The sequence below is a fragment of the Nonomuraea sp. NPDC050383 genome (assembly GCF_044459125.1).
In the GTDB taxonomy this organism is placed as follows: domain Bacteria; phylum Actinomycetota; class Actinomycetes; order Streptosporangiales; family Streptosporangiaceae; genus Nonomuraea.
Genome location: NZ_JBITIP010000005.1, coordinates 337,435 through 360,405 on the forward strand (window position 1 = coordinate 337,435; position 22,971 = coordinate 360,405).

Below are 22,971 nucleotides of genomic sequence, written 5' to 3' on the forward strand. Positions count from 1 at the left end.
AGGAAAAACCCGGCCCCGTGCCACAAGATCGGCGAAGTACGTCAGAACGAAGTTCGGTCGGCGGTCCCGTGCGCCGGTTCGGGCGGGGTCCCGGGCTCGTCCGGTCCGGCCGCCGGGAGGGGCAGCACGGCCTCCACGCGGGTGCCGCCTCCGGGCTCGGGGCCGATGACGCAGACTCCGCCCAGCTCGGCCGCGCGCTCCCGCATCGAGCCGAGGCCGACGCCCGCCCGGTGCCCGTCGGGCAGGCCCCGGCCGTCGTCGCTGACGCGCACCCGCAGCGCCGACGGCTCCCGCCGCAGCACCACGCGGGCGTGGCGGGCGTCGGCGTGCCGCCGGACGTTCGTCAGGGCCTCCTGGACGATCCGGTAGACGGCCACCTCCGTGGCCGCCGGCAGGCCGCCCAGGTCGCCGCCCGCCTCCACCTCGACCACCGTCTCCACCCCGACCACCGTCTCGACCTCGACCACCGTCTCGGGCGAGGACTGGCCGGCCAGCTCCTGTACGGCCCGCGCCAGGCCGAGGTCGTCGAGCGCCGGGGGACGCAGGCCGTACACCAGCTCGCGGATGTCGCCCGCGACGGCGTCCATGCCCGAGCGGAGGGCCTGGAGCAGCGTGTCGGCGGAGTCGGGGGAGCTCTTGAGGCGACTGCGGGCGATGTTGATGGTCATGGCCATGCCCGACAGGGTCTGGCCGAGGCCGTCGTGCAGGTCCCGCCGCAGGCGGCGGCGCTCCTCCTCGCGGGTGGTGAGGATGCGCTCCCTGGAGCGTTGCAGGTCGGCGGCCATCCGCACGGCGTGGGCCACGTCGGCGGCGTACGGCGTGAGCGTGGCCAGCACCCGCTCGTCGTGCGCGGCCGGGAACCGGCGCGGACCCGGCGGCCCCACCAGCAGGCGGCCGACCAGCTCGCCGTGCCAGACGAGCGGCACCTCGCGCGGCTCGTCGCCCACCCGGCCGCTCTCGACGTAGCGGGGCTCGCCGTCGGCCACCTCCACCGCGGCGCCCTCGACGGCGAGCCCGTCGCGCAGCACCCCCACCACCGAGTTCAGCGCCTCCGCCGGGTCGGCCCGCCGCACCTCATGGGTCAGCCGCTCGGCGAGCAGCCGCGGGTCGCCGACCCTGCCGTACAGCAAGCGGTCGACGGCGCGTTGCAGCGCGCGCCGCAGCGGCTGGAAGAACGCCCCGGCGAACAGGGCGGCCACCAGCCCCGCGATCTCGTCGTACCCGGAGACCACCAGACCGGCCAGCGCCCCGGCGCCGAAGTACACCGCGCTGACCACGGCCAGCAGGCCGGCGGCCACGAACGTGCGGCTGATCACGGTGTCGATCCCGTACAGCCGGTACCGGGTCACCGAGAAGGCCAGCGCCACCGGGATCAGCGCCGCCCAGGTGATCGACAGCCACGTCAGCCCGGGCACGAACGCGCCCACGACCAGGAAGACGATGTACCCGATGTAGGCGAGCAGCGGCCAGCCGATCTGCCGCCGGCCGACGGGGTCCGCGCGACGCAGGCGCACGACCAGGGACAGAGCCGACAGCGCCATCGCGACGTAGATGCCGGTCCAGGCGATCGTGGAGATCGTGTCGTTGTACGGCGCCAGCGCGGGGATCTGGAGCGGGTTCGGGATCACGGCCGGGAACGCGTAGCCGGACGGCGGCGGGTCCGGGCGGAACACCGACCTCAGCATCTCGGCCGCCAGGGCCACCGCCCCCAGCGCCACGACCGGGCGCCAGCGCGGCGAGGGCAGGCGGCCGTCGGGCGAGTACAGAGGGAGCAGCGTGGTCAGGGTCACGCCGCACACCGCCCAGCCGACGCTCCCGGCGAAGCGCAGGTAGCCGGCCGTGGCCAGCTCCCCCTCGGCGGCGAGCCGGAACATCAGCGCCTGGGAGAAGTCGCTGATCCCGGCCGCCAGGCCGCCCGCGCACATCAGCCAGGCCATGTTCAGCCGGGGCCGGTGGTGGATCAGGAACGCGCCGACGACGGGGAAGGTGAGGGCGGCGGCGGACTGGGGCGTCGCCGTGAGGGAGGGCAGCCACGCGTCGGGCAGACCCGCGAAGATCAGCAGTGCGGTGATCTCCAGGACCGGGCCGAGGGCCGCGGCCACGGCGGCGCCGGCCTGCGCGACCGTGCTCCCGGACCCCTCGACCGTGCTCCCGGACCCCTCGGTCCTGCCCCCGGCCCTCTCGGTCGAGCCGTCCGCCTCGGTGGTGCCGTCCGCGCCGGTCAGTCCGGCCATCCTGTCCCCGCTTCCTCGCCCCCGCGTGCCGCGCTGGTCAGGATTATGGACCCTTCAAGGTGCCATTTCGCCCATCGTGGCCAGGCCGTTACGGCCACCACCCGGGCCGCCATACCTAGCCGTCCCCCTACTCAGGAAATAGGTATCTATATCGGGATTTCTCACGTCCCCTCGGGCGAACCAGTGAGGGAGGCTTAAGACCTGAGCAGACCGCTCGGGGGAAGCGAGAAGCAAGGGTTCCGACCATGTCCCACCACCGGCCCACCAGCCCGTCAGTGGATCATCACTGCGGCGACAGTGCCCACCAGGAGGACGTGTCATGAACGTGCACTCCTGGGTCTCATTGATCGCCGCCCTCGGCGGCAACACCGCGGTGGACAGCCGGGTCGCCTCCTGGCGGCTCCCGCCCCACCCCCACCAGGTGGGCAGGGCGCGCCGCCTGGTCCGCAAGAAGCTGACCCAATGGGGCTTCGCCGACCAGGCCGACGTCGCCGAGCTGCTCATCAGCGAGCTGGTCAGCAACGCCCTGGAGCACGCCCACGGGCCGATCGGCGTCAGCGTCTCCGAGTCCGACGGCCTGCTGCGCTTCGAGGTCGAGGACTCCAACCCCGACCTGCCGGACGTACAGCTGTCCCGCCGCCACGACGAGCGCGGACGCGGGCTGCAACTGGTGGACATGCTCGCCTGCTGCTGGGGCCGCGACCACACCCCGCGGGGGAAGGTCGTCTGGTTCGAGCTGCCGGTGAGCGCCCAGGCCGAGCACGCGCCGGCGGGCACTGCCTGCGCGGGCACGGTCAGGCGGGCTGCGCACGGCCACGCCCAGCGCCTGGCCGCGATCATCGCCGAGCCCTCCTGAGATCCCCCTCGGGACGCCGGGGCCGAGCAGGTCACCGGGTAAGGATCGACCCCGGCGTCCCCTTTCCCCACCCTGACGGGCCGCGATCCTTCGCACCTCTCCCCATCGGATCGCGGTCCCCCCTTCCCCCCCTCCCCCTTCCCCCTCGACCTTCGTCCCAGGGCAGGCTCGTCGTCACGCGATAATCTGCCCCGTGCGCGGATACACCCGGCGATCTCTCCTGGTGCTCGGCGGGGCAGCGGCGGCCGGGGCGGTCGTCCCGGTGGCCGCCGGCGGCCTGTGGGGTGACGCGTTCGCCGTCCTGCGCCGCCGGTGGACCGCGCTGACCACCGATCCGGTCTCCGGGCAGGCGACGCTCCCGCCGTACCGGGAGAGGCTGGCGGAGCTGGGGCGTGAGGCGGCCCGCCACCGCGACACCATGGCGCCGGGCCCCACGTCGCTCTGGCCCGGCATGCCGTACCCGTCGTTCAACGCCACCCCGGCGCGGCTGCGCTCGATGGCCCGCGCGTACGTGCTGCCCGGCACCGGGCTGACCGGCGACCCGGGCCTCGCCTCGGCCGTCGCCGCGGGCCTCGACCACTACCGGCGGCACGTGTACGCCGCCGGCGCGGAGGCCAGGGGGAACTGGTGGAACTGGCAGATCGGCGTGCCCAAGGCCCTGCTCGACGCGGCCGTGCTCGTCGCGCCGCACCTCACGTCCAGGCAGGCGGACGGGCTGCGGGACGCCGTGGACCACTTCGTGCCGCCGCGCCGCCTGTACGACTACAGCGGCAACAGCACCGGGGCGAACCGGGTGGACCTGTGCACGGTCATGTTGCTGCGCGCCGTCCTCGGAGCCGACCCGGACCGGGCCGCGCTGGCCGCCTCCGCGCTGTCCCCCGTCCTGCGGTACGTCGAGGAGGGCGACGGGTTCTACCGGGACGGCTCGTTCATCCAGCACACGTACGTGCCGTACCAGGGCGGGTACGGCTTGGTGGCCCTGGCGGGGCTGGCCGCGCTGTTCGCCGTGCTGCGCGGCACGCCGTGGGAGATCCCCGAGCACGAACGGCGGGTGCTCCACGACAGCGTGGACGGGTCGTTCGCGCCGGTGATCCATGACGGGTTCTGCATGGATCTGGCCGGCGGGCGCGGCGTCGGGCGCCGGCCGTACGGTGACCACCGCAGGGGACGCATGATCGCGGCGTCGATCCTGCTGCTCGCCGAGACGGCGCCGGCCGCGGACCGGGAGCGCTGGCGGGCGATGGTCAAGGGATGGGCGGCCCGCGACACCGCCCGGCCGATGCTCGGCACGGCGGAGGCCGAGGGCGACCTGGGCTTCCACGCCCGGCTGGCGGCGGTCACGGCCGACGAGCGGATCCCGGCGGCCCCCGAGCCGGCCGGGCACCGGCTGCTGCCCATGAGCGCCCGAGCCGTCCACCGCGCGCAGGGCTGGTGCGCGGGGCTCAGCATGGCGTCGTACCGGGTGGGCCACTACGAGCACGGCAACGGCGAGAACCTGCGTGGCTGGCACACCGGCTCCGGAATGCTCTACTGGTGGGCCGAGGGCCACGGGGACCAGTACTCCGACTCCTTCTGGGCGACCGTGGACCCGTACCGGCTGCCGGGCACCACGGTCTCCACCAAGCGGCTGCCCGACGGGGCGGGCGCGGGATGGGGCGACACGTGCCCGCCGGGCCGGTGGGTGGGGGGCGCGTCCGACGGCGCGTACGCGGCGGTCGGGCAGCACCTCAACGGGCTGGACAGCACGATGGAGGCGTTCAAGTCGTGGTTCTTCCTGGACGACGCGGTGCTGTGCCTGGGGGCGGGCATCAGGAGCGAGGACGGCGTCCCGGTCGAGACGGTCGTCGACAACCGCCGCACCGGCGCGCCTCTCGCGGTCGACGGCACCCGGGTGGTCGCCGATGACCTTCCGGTAGGGACGGGGGTCGCGCGCTGGGCGCACCTGGACGGGCACGGCGGCTACGTCCTGCCCGGTGGCGGTCCCCTGAGGGTCCTCCGCGAGCGGCGCGCCGGGGCAGGTGGCGCGGACGCGGCGGGCGCTGTGGCGCGCGACTACGTGACGCTCTGGCTGGACCACGGCGCCGACCCGCGCGACGCCGCGTACGTCTACCTGCTCCTCCCCGGCGCCACTCAGGAACGCACCCGGGCCCGCGCCGCCGACCCGGGCTGGGCCCGCGTCCTCGCCAACACCTCCCGCGCGCAGGGCGTCCACGTCCCGTCACTCGGGCTGACCGGCGTCAACTTCTGGCACCCGGGCACGGCCGGCCCCCTGACCGCCTCCGCGCCCTGCGCCGTCCTGCTCCGCGAGCTGCCGGACGGCACCGCGACCCTCACCGTGGCGGACCCCCGCTGCGACCTGGACGAGCTGACCGTCACCTGGCGCCGGCCGGTGACGGCCCTGGTCCAGGGCCACCCGCTGCTGACCCGCGCCACGACCGGTCCGGCGCTCACCGCCCGCTTCGACGGCCTCGCCGGCCACCTCGGCGCCTCCTGCACGATCACCCTCCGCCCCGCTTCGGCCTGAAGCTATTCATGGCATGTATACATTCCATGTATAGTCGCGGCCATGTCGACAGGACATGTCATGCTCGGGCTGCTGACCGAGCGCCCGAAGCACGGATACGAGCTCAAGCGCGAGCACGACCGGCGCCTGCCCGGCGCCAAGCCGCTCGCGTACGGCCAGGTGTACGCGACGTTGCAGCGCCTCCAGCGCGACGGGCTCGCCGAGGTGGCGGAGACGGCGCAGGAGGCCGGCCCTGAGCGGACGGTCTACGCGATCACCGAGCGGGGCCGCGCCGAGCTGGCGCGCTGGCTCGAACAGACAGAGCCGCCCGCCCCGTACGTCTCCAGCCCGCTCTTCTCCCGGGTCGTCGTCGCCGGCCTGGCCGGTGGCGCCGCCGACGGTTACCTGCTCAGGCAGCGGGCCGCGCACCTGGCCCGCATGCGGGAGCTGACCGCCGAGAAGGCCGCGGGCTCACCCGCCGAGGCGCTGGCCGCCGACTACGCGCTCCAGCACCTCGACGCCGATCTGCGCTGGATCGAGACGGCCCTCGGCCGCCTCACGGACCTGAAGGAGGGCGGCGATGCTTGAGGCACGCGCGCTGCGCAAGACGTTCGGCCGGACCGTCGCGCTGAACGAGGTGTCCCTGACGATCGGCGACGGCGAGATCGTCGCGATCACCGGGCCGAGCGGGTCCGGCAAGTCCACGCTGCTCCACTGCCTGGCCGGGATCGTCCGGCCGGAGTCGGGAGAGGTCGTCCTCGACGGGCGGCGCGTCGACGCCCTGGACGAGGCCGGCCGCGCGAGGCTGCGCAGGGAGAGCTTCGGCGTCGTCTTCCAGTCCGGCCGGCTCGTGCCCGAGCTGACGGCGGCCGAGAACGTCGCCTTACCCCTGCTGTTCGGCCGCCATCCGCGCCAGGAGTCGCTGAACACGGCCCGGTCCTGGCTGGAGCGGCTGGGCGTGGCCGGCTGCGCCGACCACCGCCCCGGCGAGCTGTCCGGCGGCGAGGCGCAGCGGGTCGCGGTGGCCCGCGCGCTGGTCACCGGCCCGCGCGTGGTGTTCGCCGACGAGCCGACCGGCGCCCTCGACTCCCTCGGCGGAGAGCGGGTGCTGGACGAGCTGGTCCGTACGGCTCGCGGGAGCGGCGCCGCCCTGGTACTCGTGACCCACGACAACCGCGTGGCCGCCTACGCCGACCGGGAGGTCGTCCTGCGGGACGGCACCGTCGCCGCGGAGGTGACCACGTGATCGCGCTGGCCCGGATGCTGGCCCGGGGCGGGTCCCCGAGGGAGCGGGCGCGCGGGCGCCTCATGGCCGCGGGGGCGGCGCTCGCGGTGCTCCTGCTCTGCTCGGCGGTCAGCCTGCTCACCTCGGCGGTGAGCGCGCTCGACCGGGGAACCCGGCTGGGACTGGCCGGCGCCGGCTCCGGCGATCCGGCGCAGGTGCATGGGGTGATGGCCGCGTTCGCCACCCCCGACCGGCGGGCGGTCACCGCCCTGGTCCTGGCGCTGCTGGCGGTGCCTGCGGCGGCCTTCGTCCACCAGGTGAGCCGCCTGGCCGCGGCCACCCGGGAGAGGCGGCTGGCCGCCCTGCGGCTGGCGGGGGCCACGCCGGGCGACGTCCGGCTGCTCGGTGCGTACGAAGGAGGCCGGCAGGCCCTGGTGGGAGGGGTGTGCGGCGCCGCGGTGTACCTGGCGGGGGCCTGGGCCCTCGGCGGCGCGTCACCGCTGACGGCGCTCGGCGTCCTGCTGGGGGTCGCGCTCTGGGGGATGCTGTCGGGGCTGCTGGCGGGGCGGCACGTGATCGCCTCACCGCTGGGCGTGACGCGGCGGTCCCGGCCGGCTCAAGCTCACGTCCGTGACCTGGTGATGGTCACGGTGGGTGCGGGGCTCATGGTGGCGATCCTGACCGGGAAGGGCCGGCTCCTGTGGCTGGACGCGTACGGGATGTCGGCGGTCCTCGTGACCGGAGCGGTGCTGCTGCTGTTCGGGCTGGTTCTCAGCGCGGCCTGGCTGATCGGGGCCGCCGCCCGCCGGGTGGGGCGCCGCACCGGGGAGGCGGAGACGCTGCTCGCGGCCCGGATGCTGGAGGCGGACCCCCGGGGGTGGGCCCGCGCGCTGTCCGTGGTGGGGCTGACCGTGTTCTTCGGAGCCATGGTGGGCGCCCAGCAGGGGCCGGGGATCGTGAAAGGCTATGTGGCCGAGTCGCCGTTCGCCGTCACGGCGTACGCGCTCGTGGATCTGTCCTTGCTGTTCGCGCTCGTCGTCTCGGCCGCCGCCCTCGTGGCGCACCAGGCCGAGGCGCTGCTCGACCACCGCGGCTCGTTCGCCGCCCTCGCGGCCTCCGGAACCGAGGCGCCCTCGCTGGGCCGGGTGCTCGCCCGGCAGGCGCTCATCGCCTCCCTGCCGGTGTGCGCCGTCGCGGCCGTCGCCGGGGCGGCGGTCGTGATCGCGACGGCGCCGGAGGTGTACGCCGAGACGCCCGCGGCGCTGGCCGTGGCGGGCGGGCGGGCGGTGGTCATGGCCGGGATCGGGATCCTCGCCGCCCTGGTGGTGGCCCGGCTCTCCCGTCCCCTGCTGCGCCGGACCGCCGCTCCGGAGCGGCTCCGGGACGAGTGACCTCGCCGGCTGGTTGACCAGCCACCGCAGCGGCGTTGTGCCGGTCGCGGCCCTGAGGGGTAGAAGGTGCGCGGGCTCATCGCGGCCCGGCGAGCGGTCAGGCGGGGGGCGAGGGGGTCGGGGACCAGAGGCCGGTGGCGGTGCCGTCCTCGACGTGCCGCTCGTAGGCGACCACCTTGCCGTGGATGACCTCCAGGCTCGCGGTCAGCTCGGCGATCCGGGCGCGGACGTCGCGCTCGTGCTCGCGCAGCAGCTCCAGGCGGTCGCGCTCGTTGCCGGGGCCCGAGCGGACCAGTCCGGCGAACCTCTTCAGCGTCGCGATCGGCATGCCCGACTCGCGCAGCCGGTTGCAGAGCAGCAGCCATTCCACGTCCGCCGGCTCGTAGACCCGGCGGCCCCCGGCGGAGCGCGGGATGAGGCGCAGGAGCAGGCCCTCGCGCTCGAAGAAGCGCAGCGCGTGCACGCTCAGGCCGGTGGCCGCCGCCACGTCCCCGATGGACAGACCGTCCGCCACGTTTCCCTCCACGATTTGACCTAGAGCGAGCTCTAGATTCTAGCGTCGAGCCCATGACGAACAGGCAGCACAAGATCGGTAGTGGGTTCGGCGCGTGGAGCACGGCCGAGGAGGTGCTCGCCGGCCTCGACCTGACAGGACGGACCGCCCTGGTCACCGGCGGTTACTCCGGGCTGGGCCTTGAGATCACGCGGGCGCTGGCCGGGGCCGGCGCCCGGGTGGTGGTGGGCGCCCGCCGTCCGGACGCGGCCGGTGCGGCCCTGCGGGACGTGCCCCGGGCGGAGGTGGGCCCGCTCGACCTGATGGACCAGGCGGACGTGCGGCGCTTCTCCGGCGACCTCCTGGAGAAGGGCCGGGCGATCGACGTGGTCATCGCCAACGCGGGCGTCATGGCCTGCCCCGAGACCCGCGTGGGCCCCGGCTGGGAGGCCCACTTCGCCCTCCACCTCGGGCACCACGCGCTGGTCAACCACCTGCGCCCCGTCCTCGCCGCGGGCGGGGCGCGCGTGGTGGCGGTCTCCTCCTCCGGGCACTTCCTGTCCGGCATGCGGTGGGACGACGTCCACTTCCGGCGCGGGTACGACGGCTGGCTGGCCTACGCCCAGGCCAAGACCGCGGCCGCGCTGTTCGCGGTCCACCTCGACCGGCTGGGCGCCGCGGCCGGGGTGCACGCGTACGCCGTGCACCCTGGCAGCATCCTGACGCCGCTGCAACGGCACGTACCTCTGGAGGAGCAGGTCGCGCTCGGCTGGATCACGCCGGACGGCACTCCGCCCGCCGGCTTCAAGACCCCGCAGCAGGGGGCGGCCACGGCCACGTGGGCGGCGACCTCGCCCCTGCTCGACGACCACGGCGGCGCCTACTGCCAGGACTGCGACGTCGCCGAGCCGGCCACGACCGACGACATGCTCGTCGGCGGGGTCAAGCCGTGGGCCGTCGACCCGGACGAGGCGGCCCGGCTCTGGAAGCTGTCCGGCGAGCTCACCGGGGTGGACGCCTTCTCCTGATCAGGCGCCCGGGGCGCCGGGAGCGCCGAGGGCGGCGTTGGCGGCCGACACGACGGCGTCCACGGCGGCGGTCAGGACCGAGGAGGCCAGGCCCACCCCCCACGCGGTCGCGTCGCCGGCCCGGCACTCCACGTACGCCGCCGCCACGCTCTCGGCGCCGCCGGGGCCCACCGAGGCGGGGTGTGCGGAGGCGGGGACGGCGTGCTCGGTGTAGCCGGTGATCTCCACGTCGACCCCCAGCCCGCGCAGCGCCGCGGTGAGCGCCGCCAGCGGCCCCACACCCGTCCCCTCGCCCCGCGCCTCGCGCCCGCCGACGACGAAGTCCCCGGTGAACGCGTGCTCGCCGTCCGCGCCCTCCACCTTCCAGCGCAGCAGCTCCACGGGCCCGGTCCTGCCGGCGTACGTGGCCTGGAACAGCTCCCACAGCCGCTCCCCCGTCACCTCGCCGCCGCTCAGCTCGGCCTCGGCCTGCACCGCCCGGGAGAAGTCGGCCTGCAGCCCGCGCGGCAGGTCCAGGCCGTGCTCGGCGCGGAGCACGTACGCCACGCCGCCCTTGCCGGACTGGCTGTTGACGCGGATGACGGCCTCGTAGTCGCGTCCCACGTCGCGCGGGTCGATCGGCAGGTACGGGACCGCCCACGGCGCCCGGTCCGGCGTCACGCCCAGCTCCGCGGACCGCCGTTCGTGGTGGGCGAAGCCCTTCTTGATCGCGTCCTGGTGGGTGCCGGAGAAGGCCGTGTAGACGAGATCGCCCCCGTACGGGTGCCGGGGGTGGACGGGGATGCGGTTGCAGTGCTCGACCGTCTCGCGGATGACGTCGATGTCGGAGAAGTCGATCATCGGGTCGACGCCCTGGGCGTGCAGGTTGAGCGCCAGCGTGACCAGGTCCACGTTGCCGGTGCGCTCCCCGTTGCCGAACAGGCAGCCCTCCACCCGCTGCGCCCCCGCCAGCACGGCCAGCTCGGCGCAGGCGACGCCGGTGCCGCGGTCGTTGTGCGGGTGGACCGACAGGATGACGCCGTCGCGCCGGTCGAGGTGGCGGTCCATGTACTCGATCTGGTCGGCGTACACGTTGGGCGTGGCGACCTCGACGGTGGCCGGCAGGTTGTGGATCACCGGCCGGTCGGGGCTCGCGTCCCACAGCGCCGACAGCCCGTTGCAGACCTCCAGGACGTAGTCGGGCTCGGTGAGGTTGAACACCTCCGGCGAGAACTCGAACCGCACCCCGGGCCGCCCCTCGGCCGCGCGGGCGACGTCCTCGGCGGCCTCGGTGATGAGCGCGCGCAGCTCGTCGCGTCCGTGCCCGAGGACGACGTCCCGCCAGGTGGGAGCGGTGGCGGTGTAGAGGTGGACGACGGCGCGCGGCAGCCCCTCGATCGAGGCGTACGTCCGCTCGATCAGGTCGCGCCGGGCGGCCGTGAACACGACCGGGGTGACGTCGTCGGGCACCAGGTCGTGCTCGACGAGCAGGCGGACGAAGTCGAAGTCCGTCCGGCTGGCCGACGGGTAGCCGACCTCGATCTCCTTGAAGCCCATGGCGAGGAACAGCTCGAACATGCGGCGCTTGCGCTCCGGGTCCATGGGGTCGGCCAGGGCCTGGTTGCCGTCGCGCAGGTCGACCGGCACCCACAGGGGGGCGGCGGTGACGGTCCGCGAGGGCCACCGTCGGCCCTCCAGGGGAACGGCGACGCGGTCGTGGACGGGCCGGTAGCGGAAGGACGGCATCGCGCTGGGCCGCTGGGGGTTCCAGCGCGGCTGCGCGGCGGGCACCGCGCCGGAGGGGATGCGCAGGCCGGGGAACGACGTGGACATGGAGGTCCTCTTCTCTGGGACGGCCCGTTCTCCGGGATGACCCGTTCTGTGGAACGGGCCTGGAACGGGCCTGGCGACGGGGAACGGCAGGCGACCGGCGGCACGGGGTCCCGCGGCGGGGCGCCGATCGCGTCAGGCCCCGCCGCGGCGGCCGAGAAGAAGACCGGGCAGCGTCATGGGCGCTACACTAACCACACCACAGCTCCTCAGACAACCTGAGAGGTACGGATGACGTCGCCCGGTCTCGCCCCGCTCAGCCGCAGCCCCCTCGTGGACCAGGCCACCCAGCGGCTGCGCGAGCAGATCACCGGCGGCCACTGGCCGGTCGGCACCAGGCTTCCCGGCGAGACCACCCTGGCCAGGAAGCTCGGCGTGGGCCGCTCGACGGTCCGCGAGGCGATCCGCGCGCTCAGCGGTGCCGGCCTGCTCGCGGCCCGTCAGGGCTCCGGCGTGTACGTGATCGCCACCGAGCCGGCGGAGGACTGGCCTGCTCGTCTGCGCCGTGCCGCCGTGGTGGACCTGTACGAGGTGCGCACCATGGTCGAGGTGCAGTCGGCCCGGATCGCGGCGGCCCGCCGCACCGAGGAGGACCTGGAGGCGATGGACCGGGCGCTGGAGGAGCGGCGGCGGGCGGCCGTGGAGGCGGACGACGCCGGGTTCGTGGACGCCGACATCGCGCTGCACACGGCCGTGGTGGCGGCGGGCCACAACCCGCTGCTCGCCGGCCTGTTCGCGGACTTCGTCCCGGTGCTACGACGGGGGCTGACCGACCTGATGGCCCTGGTGGACCTGCGCGCCCATGACCCGGCGCTGGGCGACGACTCCCACGCGGCGCTGGTGGAGGCCATCCGCGCCGGCGACTCCGAGGCGTCGGGGCGCATCATCGAACGCGAGCTGAGTGACACCCTCCGCCTCTTCCAGCGGGAGGCCCGTCACGCCGGTTGAGCCGAAGTCCGCCCGTCAGAGGCGGACGAGGCGGGGACGAGAGGACGGGCGACCGCAGGACATGATCCGCCGCTCGGCTCAGGACGAGATGGCCACCGTGGTGCGGAAGGTCGCCGGGTCGTCGAGCCGGTCGAGGATGAAGGCCGCCAGCTCGGCCCGGGACGTGCGGGTGCCGACGCGCTCCGTGGCGCCGACGCTCACGCGCGGACGGCCCGTGGCGGGCCGGTCGGTCAGGCCGGTGGGTCGCATCGCGGTCCAGTCGAGGTCCGTGGCGGCCAGCAGCCGCTCCATCAGCCGCATGTCGGCGTACGGGTGGCGCATGACGCGGTACAGCAGCCGGCCGGCGAGCCTGGTCATGAGGCCCGCGCCGGGCGGCGTCCCCAGCCCGGCCGAGGACAGGACGACCAGCCGGCGGCTCGTGCCCATGGCGGCGACGATGGCCGCGGTGCCTGCGGAGTAGACGGTGGTGGGGCCGCGGCCGGTCGAGCCGAGGGCCGAGACGACGGCGTCGTGCCCGGACAGGATCCCGGCGAGGTCGCCGGGGCGCAGCACGTCGGCGGCGTGCGGGGTGAGGCGGCGGTGCCGCAGGCCCAGGGTCTCGGGGCGGCGGGCGATCGCGGTGACGTCGTGGCCGGAGGCCAGCGCCCGCTCCACGAGGACGCGCCCGGTGCGGCCGGTGGCGCCGATGACGGCGATGGTCGCCATGTGTGTCCTGCTCTCGGGGGTCGGCGGGATCTGCGGGGTTAGCGGGGCTTGGTGGCGGGCTGGAACTTGAAGGAGACGGCCTCCATCAGGCGCTGCCGCTTGGTCTTCTGGACGGCCGCGATGCGCCAGCGGCCGTCCTCGCCGCGGACCAGCGTGTAGGTCTGGACCTTGCCGAGCTTCCCCGGCCGGCCCTTGTGGACGTCGCCGCGGCTGACGACCACGGCCGTGTCCGCGCCGTAGAAGCGGATGTCGAGGATCTCCATGGCGAGGCGGGTGCCCTTGAGGAAGCTGTCGAACAGGGCCTGGTGCGCGCGGCCGATCTCCTCACCGCCCTGGTAGACGGTGCCGACGAAGGTGACGTCGGTGGCGTCGTCGGTGAACAGCTCGCCGTAGGCGGCGCCGTCGCCGCGGCCCCACGCCTCGCAGGAGCGCTCCAGCAGGTGCCGGACGGCGGCGGTGTCGGCCTCGGTGGTGCGCTGGTGGTTCATGTCCCTGCTCCTCCATGGTAGCTTCACAGAAGAAGTTTCTTCTCTGAAGATTTCTCTTCTTTGAGGAAGAGATTAGACATGGAGGCGTGACGGTGTCAACACAGGGGATGCGACCGGACGCGGGCGCGGTCTACCGCCGCTATCTGAGCGCGGTGCTGCTGCACGGCCAGGCCGGCGCGCGGGCCTGCGACCTCGGGGCCACCGACCTGTACGCGCTCAACATCCTGGAGCTCAACGGCGCGATGACGCCGGGCGAGCTGGGCGAGCGCGCCGGGCTGACGACGGGGCCGACCACGCGCCTCATCGACCGGCTGGAGCAGGCGGGGTACGTACGGCGCACCCCGTCGCCGGACGACCGCCGCAAGGTCATCGTGGAGACGGTCGGCAAGCCCGCCCGGCTGGACGAGGTCATGGCGCCGGCCCGCGAGAAGGTGGGCGAGATCCTCCGCGGATACTCGCCCGAGCAGCTCGACGTGCTGTTCGACTACTTCACCCGTGCCGCCGCGGCGTACCAGGAGGCCACGGACGACCTGCGCGCGTGACCCTCCGAAGCCCGGGCCGCGACCTCACGTGTGGCTGCCCGGGGACCGGCGCGACCGCAGCGTGACGTCCGAAAACCGCCGGGATTCCGGGGCCCTCCGGTGTTGAAGAGAGGGAAAGGAGAGTCGCCATGCACACATCACAGCTCACCTCGCAGCTCACCTCACCCGAACGGGTCGGGCGGGCCGACTGGGGACGGCTGGCCGGGGAGATGGACGCCCACGGCTGCGCGCTGACCGGCCCGCTCCTCACGGCCGAGGAGTGCCAGGGGATCGCGGAGCTGTACGAGGAGGCCGCGCTGTTCCGTTCGACCGTCGACATGGAGCGGCTGCGCTTCGGGCGCGGGCAGTACCGGTACTTCGCCCGGCCGTTCCCCGCTCTGGTCGAGGAGCTGCGCCAGGCGCTGTACCCACGCCTGCTGCCGATCGCCCGGGACTGGGCGGCCCGGCTCGGCAGGCCCGCGCCGTGGCCGGACACCCTCGACGCGTGGCTGGCGATGTGCCACGAGGCCGGCCAGACCAAGTCCACGCAGATCCTGCTGCGCTACCGCGAGGGCGACTGGAACGCCCTGCACCGCGACCTGTACGGGGACCTGGTGTTCCCGTTGCAGGTGGTGATCGGCCTGGACGAGCCCGGACCCGGCTACGGCGGCGGGGAGTTCCTGCTGGTCGAGCAGCGGCCCCGCGCCCAGTCGCGCGGCACCGTGACGCTGCTGCCGCAGGGCCACGGCCTCGTGTTCACCACCCGGGACCGGCCCGTCGCCTCGGCGCGGGGCTGGTCGGCCGCTCCGGTACGGCACGGCGTCAGCACGGTACGGCACGGTCTGCGGCGCACGCTCGGCCTGGTCTTCCACGACGCCGCCTGACGCCCGATCGGTGACACAATGCCCGGCATGACCAGCTACGACCCCAAAGCGGACCTCCACCGTTACCTCCAGACCGCCCGCGAGGCCGTGCTGTGGAAGCTCGACGGGCTCTCCGAGTACGACGTCCGCCGCCCCCTGACCCCGACCGGCACGAACCTGCTGGGCCTGGTCAAGCACCTGGCGAGCGTCGAGCTCGGGTACTTCGGCGATGTCTTCGGACGGCCGTCGGCCGAGCCGCAGCCGTGGTACGAGGAGGGCGCCGAGCCCAACGCCGACCTGTGGGCCACCGCCGAGGAGTCCCGCGAGCAGATCATCGCGCTGTACCACCGCGCGTGGGAGCACACGGACGCCACGATCGGCGCGCTCGCGCTGGAGTCGACGGGGCGCGTGCCGTGGTGGCCGGAGCACCGGAACGAGGTCACGCTGCACAAGATCCTCATCCACGTGACCGCCGAGACCAACCGGCACGCCGGCCACGCCGACATCGTGCGCGAGCTGATCGACGGCGCCGCCGGCCTGCGCGCCGACGCCGGCAACCTGCCGGAGGCCGGCCCGGAGTGGTGGGAGGATTACCGGAGCCGCCTGGAGCGCGTGGCCCGGGAGGCGGCCGGAGAATGAGCCACATGCCAGACTCGTGACCATGGACGCTCCTGTACGGGTCACGCTGGCGGGGGCCGGCAACGCGTTCGGCGACGGCGGCATGCTGCAGACGTGCGTGCACGTCCAGGCCGCGGGGAGTGACGGAGCGCTGCTCGTGGACTGCGGCGCCACGGCTCTGACCGGGCTGAAGCGGCTCGGGCTGGAGCCGGGCGCCGTCTCGGTCGTGGCGGTGTCGCACCTGCACGGCGACCACTTCGGCGGGCTGCCGTTCCTCATCCTGGACGGCCAGTTCACGCGGCGGTTGCGGCCGCTGCACCTGGTGGGACCGCCCGGCCTGCAGGCGCGGCTGGAGCGGGCGATGGAGGTGCTGTTCCCGGGCTCTGCGTCGGTGAGCAGGCGGTTCCCGGTGCACGTCCACGAGGTGGCGCCCGGCTCGTCCGCGTTGGTCGAGGACGTCGAGGTACGGGCGTACGAGGCGGACCACGCCGCCGGGGCGGTCGCGCTGGCGCTGCGCGTGGAGGTGGGCGGCCGCACGATCGCCTACAGCGGCGACAGTGCCTGGACCGACACGCTGATCGACGTCGCCGACGGGGCCGACCTGTTCCTCTGCGAGGGCTACACGTTCGACCGGGCCGTGCGCCACCACCTGCACGTGCCGGAGCTGATCGCCCGGCTCGACCGGCTGCGATGCCGGCGGCTGCTGCTCATCCACGCGGGGCCGCAGGTCCTGGCGCGGCGGGCGGAGCTGGACCTCGAACTCGCCGAGGACGGCATGGTCCTGGAGGTCTGACGGACCGCGCCGAAGGGCGAACCGGCCCGCCGGCCCCGTCAGCTCGGCGACGGCCCGCGGCGACTCCTCGCATGCGATCAGGCGCACGCCATGCCGCCGCACGCGCAGCGCATGGGGTGGACGTAATGTCATTCCTGGCGTATTGAGATTACGATGGACTCATGGCGAGAACCAGCCCCACCGAGGTGACCGGCTACCGCAACGACGGCGTGGGCACGGCGGTCGCCCTGGTCAACGCGGTGACCGCCGACGCCCCCGCCCCCACCCCCGAGGCCCTGGGCGCCCTGCTGACCTCGTACAACTTCAAGGTCGAGCATCCGCTGACCGAGGACGAGGCGGAGGCGCTGCGCCTCTGGGCGCGGCGGCTGCGGCCCGTGTTCGCCGAGAACGACGAGGCGCGGGCCGTCGACCTGCTCAACACCGTCATGGGCGAGGTGCCCATGCACCCGCACATCTCCGACCACGGCGAGGGCCCGCACCTGCATTACGGCCCTCCCGGCGCCGCGCTCGTCGACCGTGTCCGGGCCAACACCGCCGTGGGGCTGGCGTTCGTGATCTGCGAGTACGGGGCAGGCCGGCTCGGTGTGTGCCCGGACGCCGCGTGCGAGCGCGTCTACGCCGACATCTCGCGCGGCCCTCGCCGCCGCTACTGCTCCAAGACCTGCCTCAACCGCAACACGGTCGCCGCCTACCGCGCCCGCCGGGCAGCGCCAACCGCCGGTACCGAGCCCGCCTGAATGCCCGCCTGGTCGCCTGCCTGATCACCGTCGAGAAAGGACCGGTTCCGTGGCCCGTCCGGACGCCCGCCGCACCCTGTTCGTCCTCGCGGGAACGCTGCTGCTGCTCAAGTCCACCTGGTTCTCGGCGACCGCGGTGATCCCGCAGGTCCGGCAGGAGTGGGGGCTCACGCCCGACCTCGCCGCCTGGCTGACGATCTCCGTGCAGTGGGGGTTCGTGGCGGGCGCGGTGCTGTCGGCGGTCTTCGTCGTCTCCGACGCGCTACCGCCCATCAGGCTGATCTTCCTCAGCTCGATCGGGGCCGCCGTCGCCAACCTGGCCCTGCTCCTGACCCACGACGCGCTCACGGGCAGCCTGGCCCGCTTCGCCACCGGCCTGTTCATCGCGGGCGTCTACCCGCCGTCGCTGAAGCTCGTCGCGACCTGGTACCGCGACGGGCGCGGGGCCGCGATGGGGCTGCTGATCGGCGCGCTGACCGTGAGCTCCGGCGTCCCGCACCTGATCAACGGCCTCGGCGGGCTGAACTGGCGCACTGTCATCGTGGCCACCTCGGTGCTCACGATGGCCGGCGGGCTGGTCACGCTCACGGTCGTCAAGGAGGGGCCGTACCCGTTCCCCGCCGCGGTGCTGGACCCCCGCCAGGCCCGCCGCGTCCTGCGCGACCGCGGCACCCGGCTGGCCACGATCGGGTACCTGTGCCACATGTGGGAGCTGTACGCCATGTGGACGTGGTTCCTGCTGTTCGTCTCAGCGGCGCTGCGCGTCCACGGGATGGAGGACTCGCTCCTCGGGATCTACGTCACCTTCGGCGTCTTCGCCGTCGGTGGCCTCGGCAACTACACCGGCGGCCTGCTCGGCGACCGCTTCGGCCGCGAGCGCACCGCGATCGGCATGATGGCCGTCTCGGCTGCCTGCGCCGCGTTCATCGGGCTGCTCATGGGGGCGCCGCTCTGGCTGCTGGTCGTGGTCGGTCTGGTGTGGGGGTACAGCGTCGTGGGCGACTCGGTGCAGTTCTCCGCGCTGGTCACCGAGCTGGCCGACCAGAGCTACGTGGGCACGGCGCTGACCCTGCAGATGGCGTTCGGCTTCCTGCTGACCGGCGCGACGATCTGGCTGGTCCCGGCCGCCGAGCAGGCCGTCGGCTGGCGGTGGGCGTTCGCCGTGCTCGCCGTGGGGCCGCTGGCGGGCATCGTGGCGATGCGCCGCCTGCTGCGCCTACGCCGCGAGCACGCTCCGGCGTCAGCCGGAGCGGCCCAGCCGTCCCAGTGACGCCGCCATGAGCAGCGCCGCCAGAGCGCCGCACACCATCACCGCCGAGACGGAGACCGCGTCCACGACGACCCCGCCGAGCAGCGCGCCGAGCGCGAACGTGGCCTGGAACGACGAGGTGAACACGACCGTGGCGGCCTCCGGAGCGTGGGGCGCGGCCCTGGCGAACCATGCCTGGGAGCAGACCGGCACGGCCCCGTAGGCCAGCCCCCAGAGCACGAGCAGCGCGAAGGCGCCGCCGGCCCGCGTACCGGCCACGGGCAGCAGGAGCGTCGCGGCGGCGATCAGGCAGCCGGCCGCCGCGAACGTGCCCCTCGGGGCCACGGCGACGGCCCGGCCGGCCACGAAGTTGCCCGCGATGCCCGCCACCCCGTACGCGAGGAGGGCGGCGCTGACGGAGGCCGGGTCGAGCCCGGTGACCTGCTCCAGGAACGGCGTGACGTAGGTGTAGGTGCCGAAGTGGGCCAGGACGACGAGGGCGGTGGCGAGCAGCGCCACCCTGGTGCCCCGCCCGCGCAGCAGGTCGCGCAGCACCCGGGCGCTGGTCACCTGCCGCGCGGGCAGCGGGGGCACCAGCACGAGCAGGGCCGCCAGGACGACGGCCGACAGGACGGCCAGGGCCACGAAGGCCGTCCGCCAGCCCGCGACGTGCCCGATGAGGGTTCCGGCCGGCACGCCGAGCACCGACCCCAGCGGCACGGCGGAGAAGATCAGGGCCGTGGCCGTGCCGACCGACCGGGCCGGCACCAGCCGGGCGGCCAGCCCGGCGCCGATGGACCAGAAGCCGCCGATGGTGAGCCCCACGAGCACCCGGGAGACCAGCATCACCCAGTAGGCGGAGGCGACCGCCGCCAGCACGTCGGCCAGGGCCAGCACCACCATGAGCGCGCACAGCATCACCCGGCGGTCCAGGCGCGCGGTGGCCAGGGTGACGGCCGGGGCGGCGACCGCGGCGACGACGCCCGGCAGGGTCATGGTCAGGCCCGCGGTGCCCTCCGAGACGCCGAAGTCCGCCGCGATGGTGGTCAGCAGGCCGATGGGCAGGATCTCGCTGGTGACGATGGCGAAGATGCCGAGGGTGAGCGTGGTGACGGCGAGCCAGCCGACGATGGGCGGGCGCGAGCGGGTGAGGACTGCCGTGGACATGGGCTTCCGTTCGGACGTTGATGGCTGCTTCGGGGAACGACTCAGCCAAACAGTCACGACACGTCTGACACCGGCGGCTTTCAGACCTCACCGACATCGCGGGAACCGGCATCGCGGGAACCGGGGCGCCGCGGCGGGCGGGTGGTCAGGCGGGCGGGTGGTCAGCGGAAGTCGGCGGCGTGGTCGGCGGCCCACTGGGCGAACGTGCGTGCCGGCGCGCCGGTGAGCTGCTCGACCGTGGTGGTGACCACTCCTGACCGCGCTCGCGTCCCGGCGGCGGACAGCAGGGCCTCCACCAGTGCGGGAGGCCGGCCGTCGGCGAGCATCCGGGCCCGCGCCTCCTCCACGGGGACCTTCTCGAAGCGCAGCGGGCGCCCGACGGCCTCCCCGATCGCCTGTACCTGATCGGCCCGCCCGATCACCTCGGGGCCGGTCAGCACGTACGTCTGCCCCGTGTGCTCCCCGCCGGCCAGCACCAGCGCCGCCACGGCCGCGACGTCACGCGGATCGACCACCGCCGTGGGGGCGATCTCGGGACCGCGCACGACGCCCGCGTCGCGGATCTGGGCGGCCCAGCCGCGCGTGTTGGAGGCGATCGTGTCGGCCCGCAGGACGGTCCACTCCATACCGGACCGGGTGATCAGGCGCTCCATGTCGGCATGGAGCTGATTGATCGGGTCGGTCTGCCGCCCGGAGGCGCTGTCCACCCCTGCCGCGTTCACCCCTGCCGCGTTCACGCCTGACGAGGACAGGTAGACGACGCGCCGGACGTGGCGCTCCAGGACGTCGAGGACGGGCGGGGCGCCTTCGGCGGTGAGGAACGGCCAGATCAGGAACACCGCCTCCACCCCGGCCAGCGCCGGCTCCAGCGTGGCCGGGACGGCCAGGTCCCCCTCCACCGCTTCGACGCCCTGCGGGGCCCGCCGCGCGTCCCTCACGAGCGTCCGGACGGAGACGCCGGCGGCCGCCAGCCGGGCGACGACCTCCCGGCCGACGTTGCCGGTGGCACCGGTCACAAGAATCGTGGTCACGCCACGGGTCAGCCGTGACACGTGGGGCGTTATTCCGTGCCGGTTCGTCGGAGGCCGTGCCGATCCGCCCAGGACGAGACGGCCGCGGCGATCAGGGCGGGCTGGTCCTCCGGCGTGTGGTGCCCGGCGACGGCCTCGGAGCGCTCGATCTCCAGGCCCGCCATGGTGGCGGCGCACCACGCGACCATGTCGTCGTGCATCATCGCCCCCGGCCCGGGCGCGAACGTGAGCAGCAGCTTGGGCACGTCGGGGCTGTCCGCCAGCCACCGGTCGTACGCCTCGATCCTGGCCACGACGTCGGCCGGCTCGCCGCCCAGCGGCATCGACCGCGGCCAGCGCAGGAGCGGCAGCCTGCTCTCGCGCGTCGGGTACGGCTTGCGGTAGACGTCCAGGTCCCCCTCGGAGAGCGGCGTCGCGACGGTGCCCGGCAGGGCCTGCTCGATGAAGGCGTTGTCGTCCAGGATCATGGCCTCGCCGACGCCGTCCGTCTTGATGGCCCGGAACAGCTCGCGGCCGCCCTCGGGGAACTCCTCCCAGGTCATCGGCTTGACGATGGTCTCGGTGAACGCGATGCCGCGTACCCGATCCGGGTGGCGGGCGGCCCAGTCGAAGGCCAGGGCGCCGCCCCAGTCGTGCCCGACCAGCACCACGTCCTGGAGGCCGAGCGCGTCGAACCAGGCGTCGAGGTAGCGGGCGTGGTCGGCGAAGGTGTACTCGATATCGGGTTTGCCCGACTCGCCCATGCCGATGAGGTCGGGTGCCAGGAGCCGTCCGGCGCCCACGGCCGGCATGACGTCCCGCCACAGGTAGGACGAGGTCGGGTTGCCGTGCAGGAAGACGATCGGCGTCCCGGCGCCGGACTCCCGGTGGTGCATGGTGGAGTCGAGGATGTGCTGAACAGGCATGATCTGGTGGTCCTTCGTGTGGAGTTCGGGTTCAGAGGTTGAGCCGGGTGACGCGGTCGACCGCGATCTCGATGACCACGCGGCCGGGCGGGTTCGGCGGCGGCGCCCCGTAGCGGGCGGCGTAGCGGCGTACGCCCTCGGCCACCCGCTCGGGCGCGTCGTGGACCGTGGCGGCGCCTTCGAGCGTCACCCATCGGAACCCCACCGCCTGGCAGAGCGCCACACGCCCGCCCGGCCGGGCGAGGTTCCTGGACTTGCGGGTGGCGCCGGTGGTCAGGACCCGGGCCATGCCCGCGGCACGGTCCCAGGTGAATCGCACCGCGACGACGTGCGGCGAGCCGTCCGGGCGCAGGGTGGTGAGGGTGGCCACGTGCGGCTCGGCGAGGAAACGCTCGACCGCGGCGCTCATCGGTCCGCGCCCGTCGGCCGCACTCATCGGACCACGCTCATCGGTCCGCGCCCATCGGCCGGGCTCATCGGAAGGCGGGCAGGTTGCGGGCGGCCCAGTGGGCGAAGGTGCGGGGCGCGCGCCCGAGCACGAGCTCGACGTCGGGGCTGACGGCCAGCTCGGCCGCGGTGGGCTCGCCCAGGATGGCCAGCGTGCCCTCGACGACGGGCTCGGGCATCACCTGGAGCATCTGCGCCCGCGCCTCCTCGCGGGTCTGCTCCACGAACCGCACCGGCTCGCCGAGCGCCTCGCCGATCGCCGCCGCCCGCTCGCGCGGAGTGGTGAGCGCGGGCCCGGTCAGCTCATACGTACGGCCGGCGTGCCCGGACTCGCGCAGCACCACGGCCGCGACCTCCGCGATGTCGGCCGGGTCGATGGTCGGCAGCCCGACGTCCCCGAAGGGTGCGGCGGCGGTGCGCGTGGTCCGGATCGACTCGGCCCAGGCAAAGGCGTTGGAGTCGAACCCGCCCGGCCGCAGGATCGTGAAGTCCAGCCCCGACTCGCGTACGGCCTGCTCGAACATGGCCGGGTGCCGGTAGACCTCGGGCCGGGTGCCCGCACCCTGCGAGGACAGCAGCACGACGCGCTTGACGCCCGCGGCCTCCTTGAGGATCGCGTGCGGGTCGTCCCCGGCCACGAGCAGGAAGACCGCCTCGGCGCCGTCCAGCGCGGGGCGCAGGCTCACGGGGTCGTTCAGGTCGGCCCGGTGGTGCAGTGCTCCGTCGGGGACCTCGGCGGAGTTGCGGGACACGGCCGTGACCCGCTCGCCCGCGGCGAGGAGGGTGTTGACGAGCTCGCGGCCGACGTTGCCGGTGGCTCCAGTGACGACGATCATGGCTGTTGCCCTTCAGTAAGTTAGTTGACTGACTTAAAAGGACTCTAGCGTGTCCCCGAGGGACATGTCCACTCGAAGCGTGCGCAGGAGAAGATCACCGGTCTCGGCGCCCCGGTGTTCGTTA

The 22,971-nt window shown here is 74.1% G+C and carries 23 protein-coding genes; 13 read left to right on the forward strand and 10 right to left on the reverse strand.

Annotated features, from left to right (window positions below; all coding sequences use genetic code 11):
• Positions 1–41: 41 nt before the first annotated feature.
• Positions 42–2,234, reverse strand: coding sequence for a sensor histidine kinase (locus ACIBG4_RS15675; RefSeq protein ID WP_397202343.1), 2,193 nt, complete (start codon positions 2,232–2,234; stop codon positions 42–44).
• Between the two features lie 319 nt (positions 2,235–2,553).
• Here ACIBG4_RS15675 and ACIBG4_RS15680 point away from each other — a divergent pair, with 319 nt between their 5' ends.
• The 5 genes from ACIBG4_RS15680 (at position 2,554) to ACIBG4_RS15700 (ending at position 8,209) form a co-directional block, all read left to right on the forward strand.
• Positions 2,554–3,090: an ATP-binding protein gene (locus ACIBG4_RS15680; RefSeq protein WP_397202344.1), complete on the forward strand. Its 537-nt coding sequence runs from the start codon at positions 2,554–2,556 to the stop codon at positions 3,088–3,090.
• 193 nt (positions 3,091–3,283) lie between these two features.
• Complete coding sequence (locus ACIBG4_RS15685; protein WP_397202345.1) at positions 3,284–5,614, forward strand: polysaccharide lyase 8 family protein; 2,331 nt, start codon at positions 3,284–3,286, stop codon at positions 5,612–5,614.
• 42 nt (positions 5,615–5,656) lie between these two features.
• The gene (locus ACIBG4_RS15690; protein WP_310709620.1) at positions 5,657–6,181 is read left to right on the forward strand and encodes a PadR family transcriptional regulator; all 525 of its coding nucleotides are present in this window, start codon (positions 5,657–5,659) and stop codon (positions 6,179–6,181) included.
• A complete protein-coding gene (locus tag ACIBG4_RS15695) occupies positions 6,174–6,839 on the forward strand; it encodes an ABC transporter ATP-binding protein (RefSeq protein WP_397202346.1) in 666 nt (221 codons plus the stop codon). The genes ACIBG4_RS15690 and ACIBG4_RS15695 overlap by 8 nt, the downstream gene beginning before the upstream one ends.
• On the forward strand, positions 6,836–8,209 hold the full coding sequence (locus ACIBG4_RS15700; protein WP_397202347.1) for a hypothetical protein: 1,374 nt from the start codon (positions 6,836–6,838) through the stop codon (positions 8,207–8,209). Before ACIBG4_RS15695 ends, ACIBG4_RS15700 begins: the two co-directional genes overlap by 4 nt.
• Before the next feature lie 97 nt (positions 8,210–8,306).
• Here the strand turns inward: ACIBG4_RS15700 and ACIBG4_RS15705 are convergent, their stop codons facing one another.
• Entirely contained in the window at positions 8,307–8,723 is a 417-nt protein-coding gene (locus ACIBG4_RS15705) for a MerR family transcriptional regulator (RefSeq protein WP_397202348.1), read from the reverse strand.
• A gap of 53 nt (positions 8,724–8,776) precedes the next feature.
• On the opposite strand from ACIBG4_RS15705, the gene ACIBG4_RS15710 reads away from it, so the two are divergent.
• On the forward strand, positions 8,777–9,730 hold the full coding sequence (locus tag ACIBG4_RS15710; protein ID WP_397202349.1) for an oxidoreductase: 954 nt from the start codon (positions 8,777–8,779) through the stop codon (positions 9,728–9,730).
• On the opposite strand, the gene leuA is transcribed toward ACIBG4_RS15710, so the two are convergent.
• Positions 9,731–11,455, reverse strand: a complete 1,725-nt coding sequence (gene leuA, locus ACIBG4_RS15715; protein ID WP_397202505.1) for a 2-isopropylmalate synthase — start codon at positions 11,453–11,455, stop codon at positions 9,731–9,733.
• A gap of 315 nt (positions 11,456–11,770) precedes the next feature.
• On the opposite strand from leuA, the gene ACIBG4_RS15720 reads away from it, so the two are divergent.
• On the forward strand, positions 11,771–12,487 hold the full coding sequence (locus ACIBG4_RS15720) for a FadR/GntR family transcriptional regulator (RefSeq protein WP_397202350.1): 717 nt from the start codon (positions 11,771–11,773) through the stop codon (positions 12,485–12,487).
• Positions 12,488–12,565: 78 nt separating this feature from the next.
• Here ACIBG4_RS15720 and ACIBG4_RS15725 read toward each other — a convergent pair whose 3' ends face one another.
• Positions 12,566–13,192: an NAD(P)-dependent oxidoreductase gene (locus ACIBG4_RS15725; protein ID WP_397202351.1), complete on the reverse strand. Its 627-nt coding sequence runs from the start codon at positions 13,190–13,192 to the stop codon at positions 12,566–12,568.
• Between the two features lie 38 nt (positions 13,193–13,230).
• The gene (locus tag ACIBG4_RS15730; RefSeq protein ID WP_397202352.1) at positions 13,231–13,680 is read right to left on the reverse strand and encodes an SgcJ/EcaC family oxidoreductase; all 450 of its coding nucleotides are present in this window, start codon (positions 13,678–13,680) and stop codon (positions 13,231–13,233) included.
• A gap of 86 nt (positions 13,681–13,766) precedes the next feature.
• On the opposite strand from ACIBG4_RS15730, the gene ACIBG4_RS15735 reads away from it, so the two are divergent.
• The 6 genes from ACIBG4_RS15735 to ACIBG4_RS15760 all read left to right on the forward strand — a co-directional run bounded on the left by ACIBG4_RS15735 (position 13,767) and on the right by ACIBG4_RS15760 (position 18,482).
• A complete protein-coding gene (locus tag ACIBG4_RS15735) occupies positions 13,767–14,222 on the forward strand; it encodes a MarR family transcriptional regulator (RefSeq protein WP_310709611.1) in 456 nt (151 codons plus the stop codon).
• A gap of 128 nt (positions 14,223–14,350) precedes the next feature.
• The gene (locus ACIBG4_RS15740; RefSeq protein WP_397202353.1) at positions 14,351–15,085 is read left to right on the forward strand and encodes a 2OG-Fe(II) oxygenase; all 735 of its coding nucleotides are present in this window, start codon (positions 14,351–14,353) and stop codon (positions 15,083–15,085) included.
• A 27-nt stretch (positions 15,086–15,112) separates the two neighbouring features.
• On the forward strand, positions 15,113–15,703 hold the full coding sequence (locus ACIBG4_RS15745; protein ID WP_397202354.1) for a DinB family protein: 591 nt from the start codon (positions 15,113–15,115) through the stop codon (positions 15,701–15,703).
• A gap of 22 nt (positions 15,704–15,725) precedes the next feature.
• Entirely contained in the window at positions 15,726–16,475 is a 750-nt protein-coding gene (locus ACIBG4_RS15750; RefSeq protein ID WP_397202355.1) for an MBL fold metallo-hydrolase, read from the forward strand.
• Between the two features lie 161 nt (positions 16,476–16,636).
• A complete protein-coding gene (locus ACIBG4_RS15755) occupies positions 16,637–17,212 on the forward strand; it encodes a CGNR zinc finger domain-containing protein (protein ID WP_397202356.1) in 576 nt (191 codons plus the stop codon).
• Positions 17,213–17,261: 49 nt separating this feature from the next.
• The gene (locus ACIBG4_RS15760) at positions 17,262–18,482 is read left to right on the forward strand and encodes an MFS transporter (protein ID WP_397202357.1); all 1,221 of its coding nucleotides are present in this window, start codon (positions 17,262–17,264) and stop codon (positions 18,480–18,482) included.
• On the opposite strand, the gene ACIBG4_RS15765 is transcribed toward ACIBG4_RS15760, so the two are convergent.
• The 5 genes from ACIBG4_RS15765 to ACIBG4_RS15785 all read right to left on the reverse strand — a co-directional run bounded on the left by ACIBG4_RS15765 (position 18,453) and on the right by ACIBG4_RS15785 (position 22,847).
• A complete protein-coding gene (locus ACIBG4_RS15765; protein WP_397202358.1) occupies positions 18,453–19,628 on the reverse strand; it encodes an MFS transporter in 1,176 nt (391 codons plus the stop codon). The genes ACIBG4_RS15760 and ACIBG4_RS15765 overlap by 30 nt on opposite strands.
• A gap of 161 nt (positions 19,629–19,789) precedes the next feature.
• Complete coding sequence (locus ACIBG4_RS15770; RefSeq protein WP_397202359.1) at positions 19,790–20,659, reverse strand: NAD(P)H-binding protein; 870 nt, start codon at positions 20,657–20,659, stop codon at positions 19,790–19,792.
• A gap of 29 nt (positions 20,660–20,688) precedes the next feature.
• The gene (locus ACIBG4_RS15775) at positions 20,689–21,564 is read right to left on the reverse strand and encodes a haloalkane dehalogenase (protein ID WP_397202360.1); all 876 of its coding nucleotides are present in this window, start codon (positions 21,562–21,564) and stop codon (positions 20,689–20,691) included.
• A 31-nt stretch (positions 21,565–21,595) separates the two neighbouring features.
• Positions 21,596–22,000 carry a pyridoxamine 5'-phosphate oxidase family protein gene (locus ACIBG4_RS15780; RefSeq protein ID WP_397202361.1) on the reverse strand — a complete coding sequence of 135 codons (405 nt, stop codon included), beginning with the start codon at positions 21,998–22,000 and terminating at the stop codon, positions 21,596–21,598.
• A gap of 37 nt (positions 22,001–22,037) precedes the next feature.
• Positions 22,038–22,847, reverse strand: a complete 810-nt coding sequence (locus ACIBG4_RS15785; RefSeq protein ID WP_397202362.1) for an NAD(P)H-binding protein — start codon at positions 22,845–22,847, stop codon at positions 22,038–22,040.
• Between the last annotated feature and the right edge of the window lie 124 nt (positions 22,848–22,971).

Coding starts and splice junctions, on each gene's coding strand:
- ACIBG4_RS15675 (WP_397202343.1), bottom strand. CDS start 2,234: ATGGCCGGACTGACCGGCGCGGACGGCACCACCGAGGCGGACGGCTCG.
- ACIBG4_RS15680 (WP_397202344.1), top strand. CDS start 2,554: ATGAACGTGCACTCCTGGGTCTCATTGATCGCCGCCCTCGGCGGCAAC.
- ACIBG4_RS15690 (WP_310709620.1), top strand. CDS start 5,657: ATGTCGACAGGACATGTCATGCTCGGGCTGCTGACCGAGCGCCCGAAG.
- ACIBG4_RS15695 (WP_397202346.1), top strand. CDS start 6,174: ATGCTTGAGGCACGCGCGCTGCGCAAGACGTTCGGCCGGACCGTCGCG.
- ACIBG4_RS15710 (WP_397202349.1), top strand. CDS start 8,777: ATGACGAACAGGCAGCACAAGATCGGTAGTGGGTTCGGCGCGTGGAGC.
- leuA (WP_397202505.1), bottom strand. CDS start 11,455: ATGCCGTCCTTCCGCTACCGGCCCGTCCACGACCGCGTCGCCGTTCCC.
- ACIBG4_RS15720 (WP_397202350.1), top strand. CDS start 11,771: ATGACGTCGCCCGGTCTCGCCCCGCTCAGCCGCAGCCCCCTCGTGGAC.
- ACIBG4_RS15725 (WP_397202351.1), bottom strand. CDS start 13,192: ATGGCGACCATCGCCGTCATCGGCGCCACCGGCCGCACCGGGCGCGTC.
- ACIBG4_RS15730 (WP_397202352.1), bottom strand. CDS start 13,680: ATGAACCACCAGCGCACCACCGAGGCCGACACCGCCGCCGTCCGGCAC.
- ACIBG4_RS15740 (WP_397202353.1), top strand. CDS start 14,351: ATGCACACATCACAGCTCACCTCGCAGCTCACCTCACCCGAACGGGTC.
- ACIBG4_RS15745 (WP_397202354.1), top strand. CDS start 15,113: ATGACCAGCTACGACCCCAAAGCGGACCTCCACCGTTACCTCCAGACC.
- ACIBG4_RS15750 (WP_397202355.1), top strand. CDS start 15,726: ATGGACGCTCCTGTACGGGTCACGCTGGCGGGGGCCGGCAACGCGTTC.
- ACIBG4_RS15755 (WP_397202356.1), top strand. CDS start 16,637: ATGGCGAGAACCAGCCCCACCGAGGTGACCGGCTACCGCAACGACGGC.
- ACIBG4_RS15765 (WP_397202358.1), bottom strand. CDS start 19,628: ATGTCCACGGCAGTCCTCACCCGCTCGCGCCCGCCCATCGTCGGCTGG.
- ACIBG4_RS15775 (WP_397202360.1), bottom strand. CDS start 21,564: ATGCCTGTTCAGCACATCCTCGACTCCACCATGCACCACCGGGAGTCC.
- ACIBG4_RS15780 (WP_397202361.1), bottom strand. CDS start 22,000: ATGAGTGCGGCCGACGGGCGCGGACCGATGAGCGCCGCGGTCGAGCGT.
- ACIBG4_RS15785 (WP_397202362.1), bottom strand. CDS start 22,847: ATGATCGTCGTCACTGGAGCCACCGGCAACGTCGGCCGCGAGCTCGTC.